The sequence below is a fragment of the Methylosinus sp. shoA genome (assembly GCF_059718125.1).
Genome location: NZ_AP046091.1, coordinates 4,590,740 through 4,607,606, shown reverse-complemented (window position 1 = coordinate 4,607,606; position 16,867 = coordinate 4,590,740). Strand labels below are relative to the sequence as shown.

General features: G+C 62.6%; 13 protein-coding genes. 7 read left to right on the top strand and 6 right to left on the bottom strand.

What is annotated here, in order from left to right; genetic code table 11:
* Positions 1-45 precede the first annotated feature (45 nt).
* Positions 46-1,038 (top strand): histone deacetylase family protein, encoded by a 993-nt coding sequence (locus tag AC6IW9_RS21605; protein ID WP_497767239.1) that lies wholly within the window; start codon positions 46-48, stop codon positions 1,036-1,038.
* Positions 1,039-1,135: 97 nt separating this feature from the next.
* Positions 1,136-1,429, top strand: coding sequence for a hypothetical protein (locus AC6IW9_RS21600; protein ID WP_497767236.1), 294 nt, complete (start codon positions 1,136-1,138; stop codon positions 1,427-1,429).
* Positions 1,430-1,441: 12 nt separating this feature from the next.
* On the opposite strand, the gene AC6IW9_RS21595 is transcribed toward AC6IW9_RS21600, so the two are convergent.
* The 3 genes from AC6IW9_RS21595 to glmS form a co-directional block, all read right to left on the bottom strand.
* A complete protein-coding gene (locus AC6IW9_RS21595) occupies positions 1,442-2,188 on the bottom strand; it encodes a phosphodiester glycosidase family protein (RefSeq protein WP_497767233.1) in 747 nt (248 codons plus the stop codon).
* A gap of 170 nt (positions 2,189-2,358) precedes the next feature.
* Positions 2,359-2,778, bottom strand: a complete 420-nt coding sequence (locus tag AC6IW9_RS21590) for a hypothetical protein (protein WP_497767230.1) — start codon at positions 2,776-2,778, stop codon at positions 2,359-2,361.
* Between the two features lie 272 nt (positions 2,779-3,050).
* Complete coding sequence (gene glmS / locus AC6IW9_RS21585; RefSeq protein ID WP_497767228.1) at positions 3,051-4,877, bottom strand: glutamine--fructose-6-phosphate transaminase (isomerizing); 1,827 nt, start codon at positions 4,875-4,877, stop codon at positions 3,051-3,053.
* A gap of 774 nt (positions 4,878-5,651) precedes the next feature.
* Here glmS and AC6IW9_RS21580 point away from each other — a divergent pair.
* On the top strand, positions 5,652-5,843 hold the full coding sequence (locus AC6IW9_RS21580; protein WP_497767225.1) for a twin transmembrane helix small protein: 192 nt from the start codon (positions 5,652-5,654) through the stop codon (positions 5,841-5,843).
* Positions 5,844-5,858: 15 nt separating this feature from the next.
* Positions 5,859-6,440, top strand: a complete 582-nt coding sequence (locus tag AC6IW9_RS21575) for a cob(I)yrinic acid a,c-diamide adenosyltransferase (protein WP_497767223.1) — start codon at positions 5,859-5,861, stop codon at positions 6,438-6,440.
* On the opposite strand, the gene AC6IW9_RS21570 is transcribed toward AC6IW9_RS21575, so the two are convergent.
* Positions 6,349-6,945 (bottom strand): TlpA family protein disulfide reductase, encoded by a 597-nt coding sequence (locus AC6IW9_RS21570; protein ID WP_497767221.1) that lies wholly within the window; start codon positions 6,943-6,945, stop codon positions 6,349-6,351. The genes AC6IW9_RS21575 and AC6IW9_RS21570 overlap by 92 nt on opposite strands.
* A gap of 321 nt (positions 6,946-7,266) precedes the next feature.
* Complete coding sequence (locus AC6IW9_RS21565) at positions 7,267-7,977, bottom strand: glycosyltransferase family 32 protein (protein ID WP_497767219.1); 711 nt, start codon at positions 7,975-7,977, stop codon at positions 7,267-7,269.
* Positions 7,978-9,031: 1,054 nt separating this feature from the next.
* Between AC6IW9_RS21565 and AC6IW9_RS21560 the strand changes: the two genes are divergently transcribed.
* The 3 genes from AC6IW9_RS21560 to AC6IW9_RS21550 are packed head-to-tail and all read left to right on the top strand — an operon-like array spanning position 9,032 to position 15,066.
* On the top strand, positions 9,032-12,415 hold the full coding sequence (locus AC6IW9_RS21560) for a glycosyltransferase (RefSeq protein ID WP_497767217.1): 3,384 nt from the start codon (positions 9,032-9,034) through the stop codon (positions 12,413-12,415).
* Between the two features lie 30 nt (positions 12,416-12,445).
* Positions 12,446-13,990, top strand: coding sequence for a hypothetical protein (locus tag AC6IW9_RS21555; RefSeq protein WP_497767215.1), 1,545 nt, complete (start codon positions 12,446-12,448; stop codon positions 13,988-13,990).
* The gene (locus tag AC6IW9_RS21550; protein ID WP_497767213.1) at positions 13,987-15,066 is read left to right on the top strand and encodes a hypothetical protein; all 1,080 of its coding nucleotides are present in this window, start codon (positions 13,987-13,989) and stop codon (positions 15,064-15,066) included. The genes AC6IW9_RS21555 and AC6IW9_RS21550 overlap by 4 nt, the downstream gene beginning before the upstream one ends.
* Positions 15,067-15,343: 277 nt before the next feature.
* Here AC6IW9_RS21550 and AC6IW9_RS21545 read toward each other — a convergent pair whose 3' ends face one another.
* Complete coding sequence (locus AC6IW9_RS21545) at positions 15,344-16,771, bottom strand: GSCFA domain-containing protein (protein ID WP_497767211.1); 1,428 nt, start codon at positions 16,769-16,771, stop codon at positions 15,344-15,346.
* Between the last annotated feature and the right edge of the window lie 96 nt (positions 16,772-16,867).

The following is a 16,867-nucleotide window of genomic DNA, read 5'->3' as shown; positions in this document are numbered from 1 at the left end:
GCCGTGGCGGCCCCCGCCGCTCGAAAATCGACGAGCCTCCTCCTGATGTTCACGCGTCGCGACTTCCTGCTCAACGGCGCTGTTCTCGCATTGGAGGGGGGCGCCGGAGAGAAGGCGACGCTGCTCGTCTCCCATCCCTCCGGCCTCGCTCACGAGGTCGGGGCCGGCCGGCCGGACCAGCCGCAGCGTCTCGCCGCCATCGCCGCCGCGCTCTCGGCGCCTCCTTTCGCTTCGCTGCGGCGCGCGCAGGCGCCGGCCGCCTCGCGCGAGGCGATCCTGCGCGTCCATTCTCCATCTCTGCTCGGGCGCCTCGCGCGCGCCGCGCCCCAGAGCGGGCTCGCGACGCTCGGGCCGGACATGGTCATGAGCCCCGGCACGCTGGAGGCGGCGCTCCACGCCGCGGGGGGCGCGCTGCTCGCGGTGGACGACGTCATGCGCGGGGCGACGAAAAACGCTTTCGTCGCCATGCGTCCGCCCGGCCATCATGCGACGCGCGAGACGGCGATGGGCTTCTGCTTCTTCAACAACGCCGCCGTCGCCGCGCGCGCGGCGATGAGCGCGCATGGCGCCGAGCGCGTCGCCATCGTCGATTTCGACGTGCATCACGGCAATGGCCTGCAGGAGATTTTCTGGGACGAGCGCGACGTCCTCTACTGCTCCTCGCATCAAATGCCGCTCTATCCCGGCACGGGCGCGCGCAGCGAGCGCGGCGCGCACGACAACATCGTCAACGCCCCGCTGGCCAGGGGTGACGACGGCGCGCGCTTCGCCGAGGCGTGGGACGAAATTCTACCTGAGGTGGACGCCTTTGCGCCGGACATCCTCCTCATTTGCGCCGGCTTCGACGGGCATCTGCATGACCCGCTCGGCGGGCTGCGCCTGCAGGCGTGCGATTTCGCCGAGCTCACGCTGCGCCTCATGGAGATCGCGGCGCGCCGCTGCGGCGGACGCATCGTCTCTCTGCTCGAGGGCGGCTATCGGCCGGAGGATCTCGCCGCCTGCGTCGCCGCTCATGTCGGCGCGCTGGCCGGCGCCTGAGGCGCCCCTGAAATGTGCGCCCGCGCACAGCGCCGCCGCATCGCTCGCGGCATCCTCCGCAAGAGATCGAAGCATGGAGGAAACGATGCTCGCTACGATGAAACTGAATTGCGATCCGCGCATGATCGGCAAGCGCGCGTTGATCGGCGTGACGCGCGTGACGCCGCGCGGCGCCGTCATCCGGCAGATGTTCGGCACGATCGCCTCCATCGACGCGCAGAGCGTGGAGATCGACCTCGAAGGCGCGGACGCCGGCCAGACGATCCGTCTTCCCTCGGCGCAGGGTTCGCTGAAGGACGCCGGCCCCGGCGATTATCTGCTGTGGGAGACGGGCGAGATTCTGAGCGACCCGGATTTCGTCGGCGCCTGGACGCTCCACGAGGCGGCCTGAGCAGCGTTTAAGTCACCGCGCCTTCTCCACCACTCCGACGATCGGCCCCATGGGGCGGAAACGGTCGTGCCGGCCGAGCGAGGGCGCGTAGAGCGCCGATATCGAGCCGTCGAGAAACAGCGCGTCCGGACATTTCAGCCGCTCGCGAAAGAGATGCGCGAAGGCGTGGAAGGTGACCGGCCGGTTGGAGATGGCGAAAGCGACGATATGCCCGTCGCGCACGCCGACGCCATTGCGGATCTTCTCCGAGGTTCCGGTCTCGTGGATGCGCGGATTGACGCGTCCGCCGATAACGAGCATCGGCCCCGATTGCGTGGCGTAGGCCGGCCGCAGGCGCTCTTTCAAGAAACGCTGTGTCTCGGTGACGCCGGCGCGCGCGCCCTGCGCCCAGAAGATTCCATTGGGCTTCATGTGGAAATTGCCGGCGCCGGCGGCGGTGTTGGCGCGCTTCTCCAAGCGGCCGCCCTCGACGAAGAGGCCGATGGGGCGATGGTCTTCGCCATACATTCCGGCGTTCATCGCAAAGGCGAGCGTCTCGCCCTTGCGCGCGAGATCGGATGCGAGCGTGGAGAAGGAGCCGAAGACCTCGTTCTTCTCATCGGCGAGGAAAAGGCGGATGGAGTCGGCGCGCGCGTCGAAGGTGCAGACGGTGTAGCTCGCGCCTTGGTCCTCGACGTCCTGGCAGGGCGAGGGGGCGGCGGCCGCGGCGGAGCAGAGCAGCGCGAGGGCGGGCGGAAGGAGGCGACGGAGCAGAATCATGGCGCGACCATAACATGGCCGGGCGATTCGCTTGCGCAAGCCGCGCCCCTCGCACATCGTGCGCCTGTCCGGCTGGCTGGTGGTCTCGATGTCGTTCTTTGGGCGGCCCGACCTCTCGGCGCTCTCGAACGCATGGCTACTCCCGGGATCGTGCAGGTGTGCAGCAACCCTCAAAGAGCAGACGCCGCCTTGCGCGCCTTCGCGAGGAGGTCGTCGCTGGAGACGAATACTTTGTCACCCGTATCATAGACGACCGCGTCGAAGCTCGTAGCGAGAGCCGCGCCGACCGCCATGGCGCTGACGACCTCGCGTGGATCGCCGCTCCAGTGAAACGCGATCTCGACATCCTTGTCCCCGAGCGCGGCCTTCATGGACTCGGGACGCTCGGCATCGGGATCGACTTCGAGAAATTTGATCGTGAAGCCCGAGTCCTCGCCGTCGAATGTGCAGGGCAGATAACCAGATGACTTCATGGGGACATAGGTATCGTCGATCGTGATCTTGAAGCCGAGGCCGTCGACGGCCTTCTGGAGGTCGCTTCGTCCCGGAACATCCTTGCGGGCGAGGAAGGCCGATTGTGAGCGCGACATGAATGCTCTCCCTTACGTGGACGCTCCGGCGCCATGACCTTTCGATTAGTCGCGCCGACGCGCCATGAATTCCTTCCGCCTCGAACCCGAGCGGCGCGACCAGCGACATCTCCGCAATGCGCGCTGCTCACCGCTCGAAAGCAGCCTTCATCCTTTAGACCAAGTCGCTAGAAATGTGAGCGAGTTTTTTGAACGGCGTCCCGCGAGCGCGCACGAACCCGAACGACGCCGGGCTGTGCAGGCCCGCCCCCGGAGCACACGCCGTACGATTGTCACTCCACGGTGACGCTCTTCGCCAGATTGCGCGGCTGGTCCACGTCCTTCCCCATGAACACCGCCGCGTGATACGCTAGCAGTTGCATGGGGACGGCGTAGACCAGCGGCGCGAAGGCGCTCGAGATCTCGGGCAGCTCGATGAAGCCGGCGAGTTCCGAGGCCGCCGCCGCGCGCGCCGCCGCCGAGCCGATGAGAATGAGATGGCCGCCCCGCGCCGCCACCTCCTGGAGGTTGGACACGGTCTTCTCCAGCGTCGCGTCCGGCGGCGCCAGCACGATCACCGGCATGGCGTAATCGATCAGCGCGATCGGCCCGTGCTTCAGCTCGCCGGCGGCGTAGCCCTCGGCATGGATGTAGGACAATTCCTTCAGCTTCAGCGCGCCTTCCAGCGCCAGCGGAAAAGCGGCGCCGCGGCCGAGATAGAGCACGCTCGCCGCCCGCGCCACGTCGCGCGCCACGGGCTCGATCGGCGCCTCGCGCGCGAGCGCGGCGGCCATCTGGCCCGGCGTCGCGGCGAGCTCGCGCACGAGCTGCTGCTCGTCCGCTTCGCTCAGCACGCCGCGCGCGCGGCCGAGCGCAATGGCGAGGCAGGCGAAGACGGCGAGCTGGCAGGTGAAGGCCTTGGTCGAGGCGACGCCGATTTCCGGGCCCGCGAGCGTCGGCGCCACGGTGTCGCTCTCGCGGGCGATGGTCGAGGTCTCGACATTGACGATGGAGAGAATGTGCTGCCCCTGCGTCTTGGCGTAGCGCAGCGCGGCCAGCGTGTCGGCCGTCTCGCCCGATTGCGAGACGAGGATCGTCAGTCCATTGGCGGGCATGGGCGCTTCGCGATAGCGGAATTCCGAGGCGATATCGATCTCGACGGCGAGCCGCGCATGGCGCTCGATCCAATAGCGGCCGATGAGCCCGGCGTAATAGGCCGTGCCGCAGGCCGATATGGTCACGCGCGAAAGCTCGGCCGCATCGAACGGCAGGTCGAAGGGAAGCCGCACTCGACCTACGGCGAGATCGAGATAATGGGAGAGCGTGCGGCCGACGACCTCGGGCTGCTCGTGAATCTCCTTCGCCATGAAATGGCGGTAATTGCCCTTGTCGACGAGGAAGGCGCCCGCCTGCAGCGGCTGGCGACGCCGCTCGACCTCGCGGCCTGCGGCGTCATAGAAAGTGATCTTGTCGCGCGTCAGCACGACATGGTCGCCCTCCTCTAGATAAGCGATCGTATGGGCGAAGGGCGCGAGCGCGAGCGCGTCGGAGCCGAGATACACGCCGTCGCGCCCCCAGCCGGCGGCGAGGGGAGCGCCGCGACGGGCGCCGATCAGCAAGTCCTCCTCGCCGTCGAAGAGAAAGGCGAGGGCGAAGGCGCCCTCGAGCCGCGTCAGCGCCTTCGCCACCGCCTCGCGCGGACCGGCGCCGGAGCGCCGCTCCTCGGCGACGAGATGCGCGACCGCCTCCGTATCGGTCTCCGTGGCGAAGACATGGCCTTTGGCGGCGAGCATCTCGCGCAGATCGCGAAAGTTCTCGATGATGCCGTTATGCGCCACGGCGAGGCCGCCGCTCGCATGCGGATGGGCGTTGGTCTCGGTCGGGCGGCCATGGGTCGCCCAGCGCGTATGGCCAATGCCGCTGGTCCCGAACAAGGGCGCGGCGGCGAGCTTCTCCTCGAGATTGCGCAGCTTGCCGCTGGCGCGCAGCCGCGTGAGTCGCCCCTTCTCGAGCGTGGCGACGCCGGCCGAATCATAGCCGCGATATTCGAGCCGCTTCAGCGCTTCGACGAGGGCGGGCGCGACTGGCTCGCGCCCCAGTATGCCGACAATTCCACACATGAGCCGTCTCCGGGCGCTCGAAAAAAGTCTTTCGCCGAGGCGATCGCGAGGCTCACCCCACCCGGAACGCGCAGCGGTCCGGGTGGGGGTGAGCCTTCGAGAGTCGGGGAATCGCTCGCTCCCGAGCGCCGAAGGCGCTCGGGATGTGTAAGCGACTCGTTCCGACTTCGCGCGCAACTCTTACCATCTCGGATCATGGACAGAGCATTAGGGCGATTCTGGGTTTCGACCAGCGGGGGCGAGCGCGCCGAGGCGACAGAGAGGTTCGTCCCCTGCTCGAGCTTGTGCGTCGCCGCGAGCGGCGCTCTGGAGCGGCTGCGCGACATTCGTCGAGAGACTTGCGCCAGAAGAATGCGCCAGGAAAAATGCGCGCCGCCTCACCTTCGACTTTCGACATCGCTCTCGGCGCGCCGCAACTCCGTCATGCGGATGATCATCGCGCGGCGCGGGTCGAAAGGCAGGTCGATAAATCCGTGCCTCGCGTAAAAGCCGCGAACCCGTCGTCGAGCGGGTGGGTGACGACGCCGATGGCGCCGGCGATCTCGGCGGCTCGCACGAGGTCTTCAGCGCGAAAAGCAGGAGATCGGCGGCGTAGCCCTTCCCCTGAAACTCCGTGCCGACGGCGAATTGTCCGAGCAGCGTCGCCGGCAGGGGATCGGGGCGGGTTGCACTGCTGCGCCTTCGGCAGAAAGGAGCGGGGGTCCCTTGCTCCCCGTCCCGCGCTCCACTAGTCATGGAGCCGCCATACCGCGCGCCTTCCGGAGAAGCGGGCCGATGATGTCGCACTGGTCCAATCTTCTCGTCGCCGTCGCCGTCGCGGCAGTCGCCTCCGTCGTGCCGCTCGGGCTCGTCAATCTGTTGCGCAAGGGCGACCGCAACCGTTCGCAAACGCTCATGCGCTGGCGCGTGGGCTTGCAATTCTGCGCGCTTCTGCTGATCCTCGCCGTTCTCGCTCTCCGACACTGACGAGATTTCGACCCCATGGTGCGCCTCGACAAGATCTACACGCGCGGCGGCGACGCCGGCGCCACCTCTCTCGCCACCGGCGAACGTCGCCGCAAGGACGACCTGCGCGTCGAGGCCTATGGCGCGGTCGACGAGGCCAATTCCGCCATCGGCGTCGCGCGCCTCGCCACAGCCGCCGCGCCTGCGCTCGATGCAATGCTGGCGCGCATTCAGAACGATCTCTTCGACCTCGGCGCAGAGCTGGCGACGCCGCAAAAGCCCGACGCGGCGCCGGACGGCGCGGCGCGCCTCGCCGTTCTGCAGTCGCAGGTCGATCGGCTGGAGCGCGAGATCGACACGCTCAACGCCGCGCTCGCGCCGCTCAAATCCTTCGTGCTGCCGGGTGGAACCGCCGCCGCCGCACATCTGCATGTCGCCCGCGCCATTTCGCGCCGCGCCGAGCGCGTGATGGTCGCGCTCGCCAATGCGCCGGAGGAGACGGTGGACGCGCCGGCGCTGCGCTATGTCAACCGCCTGTCCGATTTTCTCTTCGTCGCCGCGCGCTACGCCAATCGCGAGAAGGGCGACGTGCTGTGGACGCCGGGCGCGACGCGATAGAGGGGTGTCCGCGCGTCCGCGTCTCCCGCGCGAGCCAGGCTCTGATCGGCGGAGCGTCCAGCGCGCCGATCACCGTCTGAGTCTCACCGCGGGCGCCGATGAGCGCGGTAAAGGGCAATTCGCCGCTCCAATTGCGGTCGACCTCGAGATAGAGCGGATCGACGACATCCTCCGCAAAGGCGAAATTCGCCTCCTGCCGCAGACCCACTTTGTCCAGGCGCGCGACGACCCGGGCGTGGTCGCAGGCGCGGTCGGCGTCGACGAAGACGAAATCGATGTCACGGCGCTCGCGGGCGAGCCGCGCCCATTCGGCGAGCTCGAGAATGCAGGTCGGGCAGGCGACCGACCAGAAATGCACGATGAGCGGGCGTCCCGCATGAGCCTCGCGGATGATGGCGTAGGAGCCCTGCGCATAGGGACCCCGATCGCCCCCCGCGGCGGCGGAAGAGGCGGCGCAAGCGGCGAGGCCGGCAGCGAACATCGCATGTGACAAGGGACGCAGCATCGTCCATGTCTCCTCATGTCGACCGCGCCCTCCGCAATAGCGCAAGACTGCGACGCATGCGAGCCTGCGCCGATCGGCGTCCACGGCTCGGAAGCCCTGTCAGCGGGCTGTCAGGCGAATTTGCGACAAACGTCACGCCGACGCCAGCCGGCAATTCTCGACCAATGACGCTGGCGTCGAGGGAAAAGCCTATGCCCGTCGTTCCTATGACTCGGAGCCGCTCGATGTTTGCGCACGAATGGGATCAATGGACGAGATGTGGCGGCCGGACTTGCGCAGCCTCTTCATATCATGCCTTCGAGACGCCTCCGGAGTTCGATTTTATGGCTCGCGGCCGGGGCCGTCGGTCGGATCGTCCAAATACAACGACTGTGTCTTCTGCAGTTGAGACCAGTGCCGCGCTCCCGATTGGTAAGAGGCGGAGACTCGCCTCATGTAATCGGACCATGCCTGTTCCTTGGTGAGGAAGCGGTGCGGCGGAACGCGTCCCGAATTCTTTGCGCGGACGAACAAACGGTTCATCAGCACGAGGCCGGTCACGGTAGATAGACTGCCGGTCATGCGACGATCGATGCCTGCGAGCCCCTCCTTCAGACATTCGAGCAGGAACGGATGGCCGGCGCGGGCGCCGAGGAAGGAGTTGGTGAGATAGCCCGGCGGGCGGGCATCGGCCAATGGTTGATGCTCGACGAGCACGAGTTCCTCGTCGACGAGCTCCTTCAGAAACGGCCGGTTCACAAAATTCTTCAGGTCGCTCCAAAAGCCGCCGAAGCGATAGAGCAGGACGAGGCGAATGAGATTCGACTGCATGGTCGGAAAACGACAAACGCGGATCGCCTCGAGCACGTCATGTCCTTCGAAATCGGCGAGAATGCTCTCCAGATCTCGGATGCGCCAGAGGCGAACGTCGAGATCCGGATGGTGCTTGATCCAGGTCGAGATGTTGCGCTGCACATCCTTGGGCGCGGCGTCGCCGCTCTCCACGCCTCCGGGCGGCTCGATCCACAATTGATGAACGATGTATGGAATCATGAGACTCCCACCACGGCTAGAGAATCCGGCCGGGACGATCGGAGCTGCTCGCTGCGAGGTCGTTCGGCATGTTTTTTCGGAGTGGATCTCTGCTGCTTCTCGGTCAGCCACAGATGCATCCCGACGATCTTGTGCGTGGAAGGATTGTCCATCACGATGATTGGTCCCCGCGCGGAGCGTCGGCCGGAACCCGATCTACACAGGGCTCGGAACGAGCGCTCGCCAAGACGCTCGTGTCTCGTCGACCGACGCCGCCGGCTCTCGAACCATGGCGGCATCGTTGCCTGCCGCGCGAGGAATGGTCGGTCCGCCTTCCATAGCCGCAGCGGAGGCCGCTGCGGCTTTTCCTTCATCCGCGCGAGAACGCAACCGATGCGCCGCGACCTGCGGGCGCCGTTCATCTTCGCCATGGCGACCTCGACGCGCTTCGCCCGGCGCCGGACCGATTTCGAACCGCGAAGCGGCCCGATGGCATGACTTCCCGGATCGGAACGTCTCCCTCGCCACTTCGGGAAGATCCATCGAAAGCGCCATTATCCTCCTCATGGCGTATCCTCTCTTTTTTCGAATCGCGATGCCCGGGCCGCGCCGAGCTTCGCCGAAAACTACAGCATCGAGCGTTACGCCCGCAATGTCTCGGTCGATCGCCTTCGTTCGTGCGCGAACGATTTCTTCCCCTGACTTGCGGGGCTCGCTGCACTACGAAATATAAACAAAGGAGCTCTCGTCCAGGCGCTTCCGTTCGGAGCTTTTATTCGCTCTCTTAATGACGTCTTCGACGCCGGTCGGCGCAGGACAGCCGCGATCATATTCGAGCGATAATGGATATCGACCGCGAGGCAACCCGGTCGACGCGGATCGAAAATCCGAGCGATCGAGGTTGTCGCGAAGCCGCCGCGCGAGTTCGAGCGTTGAGGGCTCCCGATAAACCGCGTTCTGCCTTCCGCCGATGTATGCAAAATCGAATTCCGATTGCATATCGACACGAAATCGATAATGAATTGCCGAGATCGTATTCCATGTGGAGGGGAGTTTGATCCAGGAGCAAACCGTAATGACCCGCGCCGCCAAGACGGAATTCGAACGGATTCTGTACGTCGACGCCGGCCGGAACCCGAGCCTGCTTCTGAGCTTCGTCGAGCCTCTGAAGGCAATTCCCACAATAGAGGCGCATCACCTCCTAGAGAGCGACTTCGACGTGTCGGGGACGACCAAGAAAGCTTGGCCGAACGATCCCGCCGCCATCGAGCAGCTTCGAAACCGGCTCGGCGATCTTGCGCCGACGTTGATCGTTTTCTGTCGTTATGCCGGGCCATATGCGAGGGACATCGTCGAATGGGCGAGGTCGTTCAAAGTTCCGACGATCTATCACATAGATGATAATCTGTTGAACGTTCCCGAGGAAATCGGCGCCGCGAAGGCGAAATCGCACAACGCCCCTCGACGGGTCGCCACCGTGCGTTATCTGCTCGACGAGGCAACCGTAGTCTATTGCTCGAATGACCGATTGCGCCGAGTGCTTTTTGACGATGAGCACAGTTCGCGCGTCATTGCGGGCGACATCTATTGCGCCTCCGAGATCATGGGAACCCCGACCACCGACGAGCCGCCGGTCATCGGTTATATGGGTTTCGGTAGTCACGATCACGATTTTACCTTTGCAGTGCCCGCGATCGTTCGAATCCTCGACTCGAGGCCCGATGTCTTCTTCGAGTTGTTCGGCAATCTCGTGCTTCCCGAGGCTCTGGAGCGGTTTGGAGCGCGCATTCGGAGAATTGACACGATACGGGAATACGCAGAATTCAGACAAAAGCTCGCGTCCGTCCGATGGACGATCGGCATTTGCCCGCTCGCGGATACGCCTTTCAACAAGCTCAAGTCGAACACCAAGTGGGTCGAGTATACCGCAAGTGGTTTTGCCGTCGTGGCGTCGAGCAATTCGATCTACGACGCGTGCTGCGCCGATGGCTGCGGAATGCTTGTCTCAAATGACGACGAGTGGTATTCGGCGTTGGAAACGCTTCTCGCGAACAAGGCGCTGCATCGCGCGCAAGTGGAGCGCGCTCAGCGCCGGGTTCGAGAAAATTACTCACCAGATCGTCTACGGGGGCAAATTTTGTCGGTGTTCGATCGGGCCCGTGAACTCGCAACCGGTTTGTTGTCTGCAGAACAGCGGCGGCAGGACGGCGCGCCGCCGCTCCAACCGGAGTTGGAGCGGGCTCCGCCTGCTGTAAGTCCTGTCGTTCAGCCGGAAACGGAAAAGTCGACTCGGCTAGCGCTGGACCGGTTGAAGGGAAACCGGATCCAGGGATGGGCGTTTTCCGCCGGGGAGACGGCTGGCGACGCCACGAAATCGCCGGTCGAATTGTGGTGTGGCGACTTCCTCGTCGGTCGGTTGTCGCGGCGTTACAGTCGCCCGGATGTAGATGCCCATCTCGGCGCCGCCGCCTGGCCGAAGGGCTTCTGGCTGCCTGCCGGATCGGTGAACGCTCTCAGCCTCTTGCTGGGCGGCGAGCGTGGCCCCTTGCATCCCACCATAAGATTCGGCGGCGAGGCCAAGTCGACGCTCAGCGGCGGCGGACGGTATTTGAGCGACCTCGGCTCCTACCGCACGCTTCGGTCCGCGGAGGCGACCCAGGGATGGAAGGTGGAAGATGTTTGGTGGGCCAACAGCCATCTCGTCAAGGTCAGGGCCAAGAAACTCCCGCTCGAGGCAAATCAAGCCGAGGCGAGAACCGTGCGCGTGTTTCAGCCGCTCAGGCAGGCGAATGGGCGGGCGGGGCTCGTCGTGGTCGACGAGTTCTCGATAGAGGAACGAATGGGCGTCTATCCGTTCGGTGTGCGTAATCCTCTGATGCCTATTCTCTTTGTCGCTTATGACGCGGCGGGGGAGATCAGCTTTACCGACCTCGTTCCCTTTCCTTCGCTCTTGCGTGGCGGGATTCATGAAGCGGAGGTCGCCGCATGTGGAGAGCATGGCGGACTGCTGTCGGACTTTTGCCGTTTGAGCGACGCCTATTTGGCCGAGGCCGTGGGGTGGGGCAATGATGCTGCTGCATCCCCGGCGATTGCAGAGATTTCGGTCGATCTTCTAATGGCGACGGGAGCCGAGCAAATTTTCGACGCCGTCGTGCGCGAATGGCTCTCATGCGTCTTCGACGTGGCGTTGAAAGGGGTGAATAGAGACGCCCGGGAGCAAGCGGACCTCGGGGATAATTCCTTCGTCGAGTATATCGAAAAGCTGCTGCCCGAAGCCGCTCCGAGCGAACCTCGTCGCGGGCGTCTGCGTCTGTCTCTCCCGAGTTGTGCAATACCTACGGTGGGAGTTCTGGCCTCGCGCCGGTTTCATTCGGCTTATTCTGGCGCGCCGGCTCCGTTCATCCTGGTGGACGAGGCGAACCCACAGCATCACAGAATCGCAATCACGTTCCCGGGTGGGCCTGCGGCGACGATCTTGAAGCAATTCAGTCGCGGATCGACTTATTTCCCGACTTTACACACGATAGGGCAGGCGAATGGCGAAGAGATGGAGTCTTCGCAGCCGACGGCGATCCTCGTGAGGGACCTTTCGCCGCGCGCAAAAGAGGCGCTGCTTTTTCCCGTGCCCAAGGACAAAGAGCGGATCGACCTTTTGGGCCAGGGGAGGTCGCCTGCGAAGATTTCGGTATTCATCGAGCTGTTCGAGCCGAATCTCGAAATCCGCCTGCTTCTCGGGTCCATAGCCACACAAGTCGCAACGCCTGCGGTCGAAGTGTTTCTCGTGACCGCGAACTGCGACGCGAATGAATATACGAATTATGAACAGCAGCTGAAGGAAATATGCTCGAATGGCGGGCGTATCATCCGAGCCGCGACCTCCATGAGCGCTGCGGACGCCATGAACAAAGCCATAGAAAAAGCGTCCGGCGACGTTTTTGTCTTTATTGATCATGAGTGTGTTCTCCATGATCAACGTACGTTGGAAACAATCGCCCATTTGGCCTCGACCGAGGGTGTCGGAACTGTCGGTTGCATGCATATTCGATCGCGTTCTGCATCAGATACGACTCCGGTTTTCGCATCTGCCGGCTATTTTCCTGGTCGGTTAGATTTTACTGCTGCTCCTCATGTCGCTCTCACCGAAGTCGATTGCAGCATCTCTTTGCCGAACGCCGTTTATGCAGTGACCGCTAATGCCCCGAACTTCTTCGCATTGTCCGCGGACGCGTGGCGTCGAACCAAAGGTTTCGATGCTCGATTCACGAGCGGGTTTTGGGAAATCGACTTGGCGGCCAGGCTGGCGGCGGACAGTGGATTGGTGAACTTATGCACCACGCTCATCTCTGTCTTCACAGACGCCAAAGCGAAGCGTCTCGTCGGCGTCCCAGACGCGTCTTACTTCGGAATTTGGAAGCTGCTGCCAGCGCTGAAGACCAGTACGATCTTGCGATCATTCTGACCTTGGACAAGCGGAGGAGATTCTGAGTAAATGCGGCTCTTATTTCTTGTCCCCAATAACACGTTCAAGGCTACAGCGGGAAGCCGGATCCGTTATGATCGTCTAGCCTCTGTCGACGAATATTTCGATGTCACGGTTCGATCGCTCGAAGACCTGAACAGCGATGATTTGAGGACATGCGACGTCTGCGTGTTTTCCAAAACCTATTCGGTAGAGGCAATCGCCATTGCCCAGGAACTGAAAGCCGATGGCAAGGCTATCGGCGTTGACTTGTTCGACGATTATTTTTCGCAGGAGGGCGATTCGCGGCTGCTCAGATTTAGAAGATGGCTGCAATTGGCGTCGGAGGTCGTTCACTTCGCACTGTGTTCCACGTCAGTGATGCGCCGTTTGATCGAGAAATACGCCCCGGGACTTCCCGTCCATATGCTGCCCGACCCTTACCCCGAGATAGAGCCGAACGCCGTCGCAAGCGCGCTCGCGGCCAAGCTCGAAAAGGTGCGCCAGTCGAAGGTGATCGACGTCCTGTGGTTCGGAAACGGCTCGAACCCGCTTTTCCCTGTGGGCTTGCACGATCTTTCGTCCTATTCTTCGGTTTTGCATGAGCTGACGGCTGCGGGATTCACGCCGAGGCTATCTATTCTCACGAATAAAGCCGCTCTGACGAGTTCGATGTTGGCGCGCTTGAACAGATTGCCCGTCGATTTCAGACTGGCTATCTGGTCGCTGGAGGCGGAGACGGAGGCGTTGGCCAATGCGTTCGTCGCCTATATTCCCGTCAATGGACAGAGCTTCAGCCGCGCCAAATCCCTCAACCGTGCGCTTTCCGCCATTTCGACGGGGACCCAGGTATTGTCTCCCGGCTTTCCCCTCTATCGAGAGCTCGGTCCGGCAATATATGAGAAGCCAGGAGATCTGCTGCAGGACATTCTAAGTGGGAAGTGCCGCATCAGGCGAGAAAACCTCGATAGGATCAATCAGATCGCCACCGATGTTTCCGGGGTAGAGTCGATAGGCGCTCCATTGTTTCTTTTTTTATACCGTCTGTTACGCGCCGCGTCCCAGGCGCCGGGCTCCGGGCGAGAAAAGGATTCCAGATCCATCCGCAAGCGTGCGTTGATTTACGGGGCACAGCGAGATCCTCTGGCGATCAGAGCGGCCAGAGCGATGGGGATATTATCCGTGAAGACGCCGGTTTCGCGGGATGAACGCGCGTATGATATCAGAGTGGAATATTCGTCGAAGCGACATGTCGAAATTTGGATCACGGTTCCCATTCGGGAATATCTCGCGCCCGACCTTGCCGCGAATTGCTCCGCGCCCGAAAAGAAAGGAAAAATGCAGATGTGCAAGGTCGATGTGCTCGACGAATCGATCCTCGCAGCGGCTCCGATGTTCTCATTGAACGACACGCGCTCCATCATCCAGGAAACGGAAGCCTATCGACAGTTTCTGCTCGATATCGGGAGGATATGCCACCGAATGTTTCCGGACATCGAATTTTCACTCGCCGAGATCAACGCCTACAAATTCGCAGGTTCGTTTGCCAATCCGTCTGCGCTCGGTGAACAATGAAGCACGCCGTCTTCCTCATCAATCTCAATCAGGATGTCGCCGTGAGCCGCCCGGTGGCCCGGCTGTTTCACCATGAAGAGTCCTTCGAGATTCTGTTTCTCGTAACGGCGAAATTTCGAGAACGAGACGCGACCGGGCTCTGGTTCCAGGAGCTCCAGGAAATTGCCCGCGACTTGCATGGGGACGTGATCGAGGTCCAAGACGTCTCGGATGCGATTTGTTGTATCGGCGACAAGAGCGGTTTGCTTGTCGCCGCAAGCGAATCATCCTTGAATGCGCATCAATTCACACATGACGTGTTACTCGCCGCGCCTCACGCCTTCACGCGCGTGACCCTTCAACATGGTTTGGAGTGCATCGGCTTCAGTCACAATGAGGCGCACGATCGAACCTGGGGCCATTTCATCGGCATGGCCTGCGACGTCGCCGCCAGCTGGTTCGAGATCGACTCTTTGCATTCTGTTCGGCCCGATCAATGCGCAAAAGTGATCACGGTCGGCCCTCCATTCGGGATCGAGTCTCCGCCTGTGGCAAAGCGCTTCGGCCAGCGGCGAGGGGCGGCTCGGGAGTTGCATGGCCTCGTGTGCGAGAATCTCCACTCGGTGCGGTTCAACAATGGCGATCAGAGAAGTTTCATCACCTGTTTTACTGCGTTTGCGCGGGAGCTCGAAACCCGAGGCGGGACGATAGAGCTCCGCCCGCATCCCGGCGGCCGCTATCTGGAGAAGCATAAAATTTCGCTACCATCGAATGTCCGCATGAACAGGCTGCCGCTTTACAAACAGGCGCTGGAGAAATTTTCGTTCGGCATCTCGGCGCCGTCGACCGTCGTTTTCGATTTGGTCTGGGCGGGGATTCCTGTCGCCGTCTGGGGGAGCCCGAGGGCCGATCTCGGGATATTCGAAGGGCTTCACCTCGTCTCTGACGAAAGAGAGTGGCTCGATTTCGCGGAGGCCGCATTATGCAATCCGGAGCGGTTCCTGAGCTTGCAGGATGGCTTTCTGGCCTCGCTGAAAATGCCGGCCGATATTGCAGGCAGATATCGAGAACTTTGTCAGCTCGCAGGCAGGCGCTGAGGGGAGCCCGACGGCGTCGAATTCCCGCTCGGTAGCGCTGACGACCCTCCTTCCGCGAAGGTTTCGGAGTTCACGAGCAAACATCGTTGCTCTTACGGCGTGATCGGAGATGGCGTCGAGGAATTTGCAGCGCGGTCGCCCGACGGTCGTCGATCTCGAGACCGGCGCCGACATGTCAAAGCGGTTTAGTCCATGGCGTTGCCCGCATCTGCGGAATCCGTGACCGGCAACCTGCGGTAGTCCCGTCCCCGCCGGGCGGACAGGGACGGGGCCGAGCTCAGGCGGTGGGTGCGGACCCGCTCGACAACTTTCGTTTCGCCCGGTCGAGCGCGGTCCGATACCGCTCGTCGGCCGGCGCCATGTGGACGGCCTTTTCAAGATACGGCAGCGCTTTTTTCAGCCGCCGCATACGCACCAATTGTACGCCATAGCGCCAGAGATAGTCGGCCTGCTTCTCGTCCAGGTTCATCGCGCGGGCGAACCATTGCAGCGCCTCATCGTCGGCCTTGAGCCTCGCCACGCCTAGGCCGAGCTTGTAGTTGAGGCGGGCATTGTCGACGTCGTACGGCAGAGCCTTGCGGAGCATCTCCACGCCCGCCACGGTTTCCCGCGCCCGCAGCATCGTGACGCCACACGCCGTATAGAGGTCGGCTTTCTCCTTCGAGTTGAGCCGATTTTCGAAGTTATGGAAAATAAATTCATAAACGCGTGCGGCTGTCCAGTAATCTTTTTGGGCGAAATAGGAGCGTGCCGTCGCCTGAAGACCTTTCACGCCGGAGGATGCATTGAGGCGCGGAACCGTCTTGTCCGACTGGCCGATCTCGGAATTGGAGCCGTATATGTCCGTGACGCGGTCCATGATGCGCGAAACGACTTCGGGCTTCACGTGAATGTTGTCGGGCATGAAGGCGGAAGGCCCGGTCAGGGTGACGATTTCATAGCTCGGGAAGTAGTCGACGTCGTCATGCTTGCGCACGAAAGCCTCGCAAGCCGCGCGTTGGACGCTCTTGCTGTAGCAGTTGGCGGCGAGAGCATCGGTCCCCGAAAACGACGCCTTGAAGGGAACGGGAGAGACGGTGATCAGCATCCTCACGTCGGGATGGCCGTATTTCTTGACCGTCGCGCGCAGACGCTCCAGCCCGTCGAGGATTTCCTCATAGGATAATACATGCAGAAAAAAGCGTTTCGGTTCGGCCCGTAGCGTGTCGTTACGCGGCATCCCGTTGAGGTAGAGCGATGTCTCGGCGTCGTACCAAGATTCCGCGAGCCCGAGCGTCGCGATCACTACTTTGCACCGCGGCAACTCGGAAAAGGCCGCCGCCACCATCCGACGCCGCTCGAGCACGCGTTCGAAAGTCGCGGGAATCAAGTTGGGCGCCAGTTGAGGATCGTGCCATAACCCGTCGCCCGTTCGCAGGAACAATTCCTCGTAAGGGATATTCGGAGGCTCGAAGGCCCAGCGGATTTCCGTCTCCATGGAATGGATGGTATACTTATTCAGGATGTCGTTCGCAGTCTCGGAAACGCGCTCTTCGCGGGGAACGACGATCTTGGTCATGGGCAGATCGAAGCCGAGCTGCTGCAGACGGCCTTCGATATTGCGCGCGAAACAGGATCCGATGGTGATGATCGCATCGTCGGCGCCGAATGAGAAACGGCGCCTCGGCGTGACGTCGACGATCCCATTCATGCGCTCGTTCAGCAATCGACCATCGGGCCAACGCGCTTCCGCTCCGGAACGAATGCGCGAAAGCGCCACCGAAGAAGATATAGACTCCAAAGGCATCCGGTTTCAACTCCA

Coding starts and splice junctions, on each gene's coding strand:
- AC6IW9_RS21605 (WP_497767239.1), top strand. CDS start 46: ATGTTCACGCGTCGCGACTTCCTGCTCAACGGCGCTGTTCTCGCATTG.
- AC6IW9_RS21600 (WP_497767236.1), top strand. CDS start 1,136: ATGAAACTGAATTGCGATCCGCGCATGATCGGCAAGCGCGCGTTGATC.
- AC6IW9_RS21595 (WP_497767233.1), bottom strand. CDS start 2,188: ATGATTCTGCTCCGTCGCCTCCTTCCGCCCGCCCTCGCGCTGCTCTGC.
- AC6IW9_RS21590 (WP_497767230.1), bottom strand. CDS start 2,778: ATGTCGCGCTCACAATCGGCCTTCCTCGCCCGCAAGGATGTTCCGGGA.
- glmS (WP_497767228.1), bottom strand. CDS start 4,877: ATGTGTGGAATTGTCGGCATACTGGGGCGCGAGCCAGTCGCGCCCGCC.
- AC6IW9_RS21580 (WP_497767225.1), top strand. CDS start 5,652: ATGATGTCGCACTGGTCCAATCTTCTCGTCGCCGTCGCCGTCGCGGCA.
- AC6IW9_RS21575 (WP_497767223.1), top strand. CDS start 5,859: ATGGTGCGCCTCGACAAGATCTACACGCGCGGCGGCGACGCCGGCGCC.
- AC6IW9_RS21570 (WP_497767221.1), bottom strand. CDS start 6,945: ATGCTGCGTCCCTTGTCACATGCGATGTTCGCTGCCGGCCTCGCCGCT.
- AC6IW9_RS21565 (WP_497767219.1), bottom strand. CDS start 7,977: ATGATTCCATACATCGTTCATCAATTGTGGATCGAGCCGCCCGGAGGC.
- AC6IW9_RS21560 (WP_497767217.1), top strand. CDS start 9,032: ATGACCCGCGCCGCCAAGACGGAATTCGAACGGATTCTGTACGTCGAC.
- AC6IW9_RS21555 (WP_497767215.1), top strand. CDS start 12,446: ATGCGGCTCTTATTTCTTGTCCCCAATAACACGTTCAAGGCTACAGCG.
- AC6IW9_RS21550 (WP_497767213.1), top strand. CDS start 13,987: ATGAAGCACGCCGTCTTCCTCATCAATCTCAATCAGGATGTCGCCGTG.